Below are 6,160 nucleotides of genomic sequence, written 5' to 3'. Positions count from 1 at the left end.
TTATTGGTGGAACCTCAAGTTAACAAAATTTGAGGACAATAAAAAAAATCCCCGACAAAAAACATGTCGGGGATTATACCAAAGACCTTTTTAGATAGCCTCTTTGTTTAGAGTAATACATAAAATCTGTGTATATGTGAGAATTTTATAATGCACTATCGGTTTAATCTACAAGTTACTATTATGCTTTTTATTTAAAGAAACATTCTGCATTGTCCAATTAATTTTTTCATGGAACGGATGTTTTCTCACAGGACAATCTGTTTTACTACAAATGTTACACGAGTATTCTTTACAAGCATCTAAATGCACAAAAAGTTCAATACGATCACCAAAATGATTTTTTACGGCATCTTCCAACGCATCTACTTCTTTATGACCTTCTTCGATATTAAAATACCATGGAACTGTCATGTGACAATCGAAATGTAGTGTACTTCCGTATTTAATGATTCTTAAATTATGCAGATCGATCCAATTTTCACGACGCTCTTCACTTAAGAAATCAACCACTTCTTTTAGCAACAATTCATCAGTTTCATCCATAATGCCCGAAATCGATTCACGCACAATCTTATATCCCGTATAAATAATAAATCCTGCAAAAATTAAGGCGGTAACACTATCAATCCAAGAAATTTTGGTAAAGTATAAAATCACTAACCCAATGATGATTCCTATGGTAGAATACGTGTCGGTTTGCAGATGTTTGCCACTTGCAATTAATGCCAGCGAATTGTTTTTTTTGCCCTTTTGTATGGCGAAAAATCCTAACACATAATTTATTACTGCGGTTAAAGATATCAAAATCAATCCTAAATCGAGTTTCTCAATTGTTTTTGGATTTTGAAGTTCGCTAATGGCTTCGTAAACAATTACAACTCCAGCAATGGTTATCAATGCACCTTCGATAGAAGCCGAAATAAACTCGACCTTTCCATGACCGTACGGATGGTTATGATCTTTAGGCAACGACGACAAATACAAGCTGTACAACCCAATCAAACCGGCAATTACGTTAATGGTACTCTCTAAAGCATCGGTTAAAATGGCAACAGAATTGGTTTGATACCACGCGTACAACTTCACTAAAAACAGTATAATACCGATTATTGCAATAATCCGTTGGAATTTAAAGTTTTCGTTTGCTTGTGTACTCATTGCTTCTATTCGGTAAGAATTTTCAAAGTTAGTTAAAATAATAAATAAGCTATTTTATATAAACCGTTAAAAAGCGTATTTTTGATTTAGAAGCTTAAAAATTTTCTCATTAAAATGCTTAAACGGAATTTAAAGTTAAGATTGGAATTTTACAAAAGTACTTTAATTATTAATTTGATAATTTCAGTAGTTTTTGGTTTACTAACTAAATCTGTAAACGCTTTTGGTTTTTCTTTTACTTTAATTGGTTTTTCGGCAGCGTTATTTTACAAAGAAATATATAGAAAACACGAGTATTATTTGTATTATAATGCAGGAATTAGCAGACAACAATTAGTAATTTTCTGCTTTTTATTAAATTGTCTTTTTTCAATTTTAGTTAAGATATGTATGCTATGAAGAATATTTTAGAAATTGACAGTATTCAAAAATATGTGAATAAAGATTTTTCTTTATATGATGTATACTTACGTTGTGAAACCGGAGAAATTCTAGGAATATTCGGACGAAATGGATCTGGGAAATCGTTACTAATGAAGATAATTTTTGGTACTGAAAAAGCTGATCATAAATTTATCCGTATAAATAATAAATATATAAATCAACCTTATAAAGTAGGTGATAACGTTGTGTATCTTCCGCAGAATTCGTTTCTACCAAAAAAACTATCCTTACAAAAAATATTAAAATTATATCTTGATAAAGATTGTATTAAAGATTTAATAGATGATGAAATTATCCAGAAAATAAGTGCTTCAAAAATTCATGAATTATCAGGTGGTGAATTAAGATATTTAGAGTTAAAATTACTTTTAAAAAGCAAAGCTAAATTCATTTTATTAGATGAACCTTTAAATGCATTATCGCCAATTATAAAAGAAAAAGTAATTGAATTAATCATCAGTGAAAAAGCAACAAAAGGAATCATAATAACCGATCACGATTACAATAATATAAATTCAATAGCTACTCAAAACTATTTAATGCATCAAGGTAGTTTAAAAAAAATAACTAGTAATGAAGATTTAATTTTCTATAATTATTTACCTAACACGTTTTAATAATCACAATTCAATTTTCACGACCTCGCCAACACTCATTCCTTCTAATTTCCAGTTGCCAATACGAATGCGAATTAGTCGTAACGTTGGGAAACCAACAGCAGCTGTCATTTTACGAACTTGTCGGAATTTTCCTTGTGTCAATGTAATAGTCAACCAACTTGTTGGTCCGTGTCTGTCGCTGCGAATACGATATCCTTCGCCCACATAATTTGGTTTATCAATAATTGCTGCAAAACATTCTTTGGTAGTTAAACGTTCGCCCTTTACTCCTATTACAACTCCGGTTTTTAGTTTTTCAATAGCTTCATTAGTAATCATTCCATCAACCTGAACAACATATTGCTTTTCGTAATGTGCACTGCGAATTTCTTCACTTATTTTTCCATCGGTTGTAAGCATTAACAAACCTTCGGAATTTTCATCTAACCTGCCAATTGCCATTGTACCTTCGGGAAAATTGTATAATTCTCCCAATTTTTTCTTGTTGCGCTTTTTTTCGTACACAAACTGCGAAATGTAACCGGCTGGTTTATAAAGCAAAAAATGTTGGTGTGTTATTACAATTGAACTCATTTAAAAACTTTTATAAAATAATTATCAAACCACATAGATACATAGTCTTTGTAATTTAATTTTATTAGAGATAATTTAAGAAACACATTTTTAAGCGATGCTTAAAAACTATATTTCCTATAATAACTATGTTGTAAAAGTAATTTATTGATATGTTGACGGAAATATTTTTCCTGGATTCATGATGTTTTTAGGATCGAATATTTGTTTAATTTGATACATTAAGTTCAGTTCGATATCACTAAACATAATCGGCATAAATTCTTTTTGAACCAAACCAATACCATGTTCACCCGAAATAGTTCCATTTAACGATTTTGTCAACTGAAAAATTTCGTTCACACCTTTAGGAACTTCGGTTTGCCACAATTCGTCTGACATATCTAACTTTACAATGTTTACGTGTAAATTGCCATCTCCAGCATGCCCATAACAAATACTTTTAAAACCGTATTTATCGCCAATTGCTTTAATTCCAATTAATAACTTTGGCAGTTCAAAACGAGGCACAACCGTATCTTCTTCTTTATAAACAGTGTTTTGTTTTACAGCTTCGGCAATATTTCGGCGTAATTTCCACAAAGTATTTTTTTGATCGGTAGTATCTGCAAAAAGTACCTCATCAATTTCATAAGCTTCAACAACCGATAAAATTTTCTCTGCTTCGCTCATTAAAACATTAGGATAATTTCCATCGACTTCAATCAGCAAATGTGCTTCGTTTTCGTGTTTTAAATAAACATCTGGAACTTCAACAAATTTGCTTGTCCACAGAATAGCATCACGTTCCATAAATTCTAAGGCACTTGGTACAATTCCTGCCCTAAAAATTGCCGAAACGGCTGCTGCTGCTTGTTCCATTTTAAAAAACGGAACCCATAGCAATACGTTGTGCTGAACAGCCGGTATTAATTTTAAAACAATTTTTGTTACTACACCCAAAGTACCTTCGCTACCAACCATTAGCTGCGTTAAATTGTAACCTGTAGAATTTTTAAGCGTATTGGCACCTGTCCAAATAATTTCTCCGTTGGGTAAAACAACTTCTAAATTCAGTACATAATCTTTGGTAACTCCATATTTCACTGCGCGCGCGCCACCAGCATTTTCGGCAATATTTCCACCAATAAAACAACTGCCTTTGCTGCTTGGATCCACAGGATACATCAACCCTTTTTCGGCAACTGCATTCTGCAAAACCTCGGTAATTACTCCGGGTTGGGTGATAACCTGTAAGTTTTGTTCGTCGATTTTTATTATTTGATTTAATCGTTCCAACGAAAGTCCGATACCTTTATGAATCGCTAAAATTCCACCACTTAAACCAGTGCGTGCACCAATAGGAACAACCGGAATGGCATATTCAAATGCAACTTTCATTACAGCGCTGACTTCTTGTGTTGATGCCGGTTTTACAATAATTGAAGGCGGAAAAACCAAATCTTCGGTATGGTCTCTTCCATATTCGTTCAAAGTTTCATCATCGGTAAAAACGTACGATACACCAACAATTTCTATTAATTTATTTTTGATTTCAGTTGTAATCATCTAAAAATTTAATTTAAGATCGCTATTCAATACTTCCAAAAAAACGAATTTCATTGAACTTAATTTTGTTATTCTTAACGAAATATTCTGCTCCATAAATTTCTGTATTTTTTATTACAATCATTTCATTTCCATGCTCGTCAATATAAGGTTCAACAATTTCTTTCTCAGGAAATAATTTCAAAATATTTTTGCTTTTCTTTTTTAAAAATGGATTAACATTACCATAAAAAACAATTAAATATTCTTTCTTATTTATGTATGCTTTATAATTATTTTCTAAATGATGAAAAGAAATAACCTCTCTAACTTTAGGAAAGACTTTAATTGTGAAATCATTTTCTTCATTTTTTAATATTGAAATAATTAACATTTTCTTTTTACGAATTTTCCAGTTTTTGAAATCTTCTTTACTTTCAAAATCTCTTAAAATATCCTCAATAATATTATTTTTAAATTTATGAGTAGATTTCAATTCAATAACTTCTTTAGTTATATCAACTTGTGAATAACAACTATTTGCACATATAACTATAAACAATAATCTTAATAATTTACTCCGCATCTTTATATTTTACTTTTTTCATGTTTGGAAGAAAATAAGCAATAACGCCTATTAACGGAAGATACGAACAAATATTATAAATGTGTTCAATAGAAGTTGCATCTGCCCAAATACCCAAAACTGCCGAACCAACACCGCCCATTCCGAAAGCAAAACCGTAGAACAAACCCGAAACCATTCCTAATTTTTTAGGAAGCAGTTCTTGTGCATAAACTAAAATTGATGGAAATGCCGATGAAATAATCAAACCGATAATTACAATTAAAATTCCTGTTAAATGTAAATCTACATAAGGCAATGCCAGCGTAAACGGAGCTGCTCCTAATACCGAAAACCAGATAACGTATTTACGACCGAAACGATCGCCAAAAATTCCGCCTAACAAGGTTCCTACAGCAACCGAAATCAAGAAATAAAACAAATAAACCTGCGCCTGCACTTCGTTCAAACCAAATTTATCCATGGTATAAAACTGAAAATAACTGGTGATACTTGCTACGTAAAAGTATTTAGAGAAGATCAAAACCAATAAAATGGTAATTGCCGAATTTATTTTAAAGGCAGATAAATCGGGAACTTGAATTACTTTTTTAGTTGATCTTGAAGCGACTTTTAATTTATCATTGTACCATTTTGCAATATATCCCAAAACGATCTGAGCCAAAATTGCAAAACCTAAAAACCACAAAATATACAATTGTCCGTTTGGCAACACAATCCACGCAATTAAAAGCGGAGCCAGAGCTGTTCCGGTGTTTCCGCCGATTTGAAAGACAGATTGTGCAAAACTCCGCCTTCCGTTCGATGCCATAAAAGCTACGCGCGATGATTCCGGATGAAAGATCGATGAGCCAATTCCGACCAAAATAACTGCTACTAAGATCAATTCGTAATTTGGAGCATAAGCCAATAGCGCAATTCCCGCCATAGTAAACAACATACCAAAAATCTGCGAATACGGCTTTGGGTTTTTATCGGTATATGCCCCAACAACCGGCTGAAAAATCGATGCTGCCAACTGATAACAAAGCGTAATCATACCAACCTGTGCAAACGTTAAATGGTACTTGGCTTCTAATTTTGGGTAAATTGCAGGAATAACCGCTTGTAATAAATCGTTTAACAAATGGGCAACGCTTATGGCAATTAGTATTGCGTACACAGGTTTTTGCGCGCCCGTATTTTTTATTGTAGACATTTTTTATAAATTGAAACAACAAATTTACTTAATCACTGCCAATACAACTTA

At 32.2% G+C, this 6,160-nt stretch carries 6 protein-coding genes; 1 reads left to right on the top strand and 5 read right to left on the bottom strand.

What is annotated here, in order from left to right; translation table 11 throughout:
• Positions 1-168: 168 nt before the first annotated feature.
• Positions 169-1,161, bottom strand: a complete 993-nt coding sequence (locus tag BM253_RS15720) for a cation diffusion facilitator family transporter (RefSeq protein WP_091526201.1) — start codon at positions 1,159-1,161, stop codon at positions 169-171.
• Between the two features lie 395 nt (positions 1,162-1,556).
• On the opposite strand from BM253_RS15720, the gene BM253_RS15710 reads away from it, so the two are divergent.
• On the top strand, positions 1,557-2,222 hold the full coding sequence (locus BM253_RS15710; RefSeq protein ID WP_091526203.1) for an ATP-binding cassette domain-containing protein: 666 nt from the start codon (positions 1,557-1,559) through the stop codon (positions 2,220-2,222).
• Positions 2,223-2,225: 3 nt separating this feature from the next.
• Here BM253_RS15710 and BM253_RS15705 read toward each other — a convergent pair whose 3' ends face one another.
• The 4 genes from BM253_RS15705 to BM253_RS15690 form a co-directional block, all read right to left on the bottom strand.
• Complete coding sequence (locus BM253_RS15705) at positions 2,226-2,798, bottom strand: pseudouridine synthase (RefSeq protein ID WP_091526197.1); 573 nt, start codon at positions 2,796-2,798, stop codon at positions 2,226-2,228.
• 144 nt (positions 2,799-2,942) lie between these two features.
• Positions 2,943-4,346: an FAD-binding oxidoreductase gene (locus BM253_RS15700; RefSeq protein ID WP_091526195.1), complete on the bottom strand. Its 1,404-nt coding sequence runs from the start codon at positions 4,344-4,346 to the stop codon at positions 2,943-2,945.
• A 22-nt stretch (positions 4,347-4,368) separates the two neighbouring features.
• Complete coding sequence (locus BM253_RS15695) at positions 4,369-4,911, bottom strand: hypothetical protein (protein ID WP_091526193.1); 543 nt, start codon at positions 4,909-4,911, stop codon at positions 4,369-4,371.
• The gene (locus tag BM253_RS15690) at positions 4,901-6,109 is read right to left on the bottom strand and encodes an MFS transporter (protein WP_091526191.1); all 1,209 of its coding nucleotides are present in this window, start codon (positions 6,107-6,109) and stop codon (positions 4,901-4,903) included. The genes BM253_RS15695 and BM253_RS15690 overlap by 11 nt, the downstream gene beginning before the upstream one ends.
• Positions 6,110-6,160: the final 51 nt, after the last annotated feature.

This window comes from Paenimyroides ummariense (genome assembly GCF_900115115.1).
Classification (GTDB): Bacteria; Bacteroidota; Bacteroidia; order Flavobacteriales; family Flavobacteriaceae; genus Flavobacterium; species Flavobacterium ummariense.
Note: the sequence above shows the minus strand (reverse complement) of the source record. Positions and strands in the feature narration are given on the sequence as shown.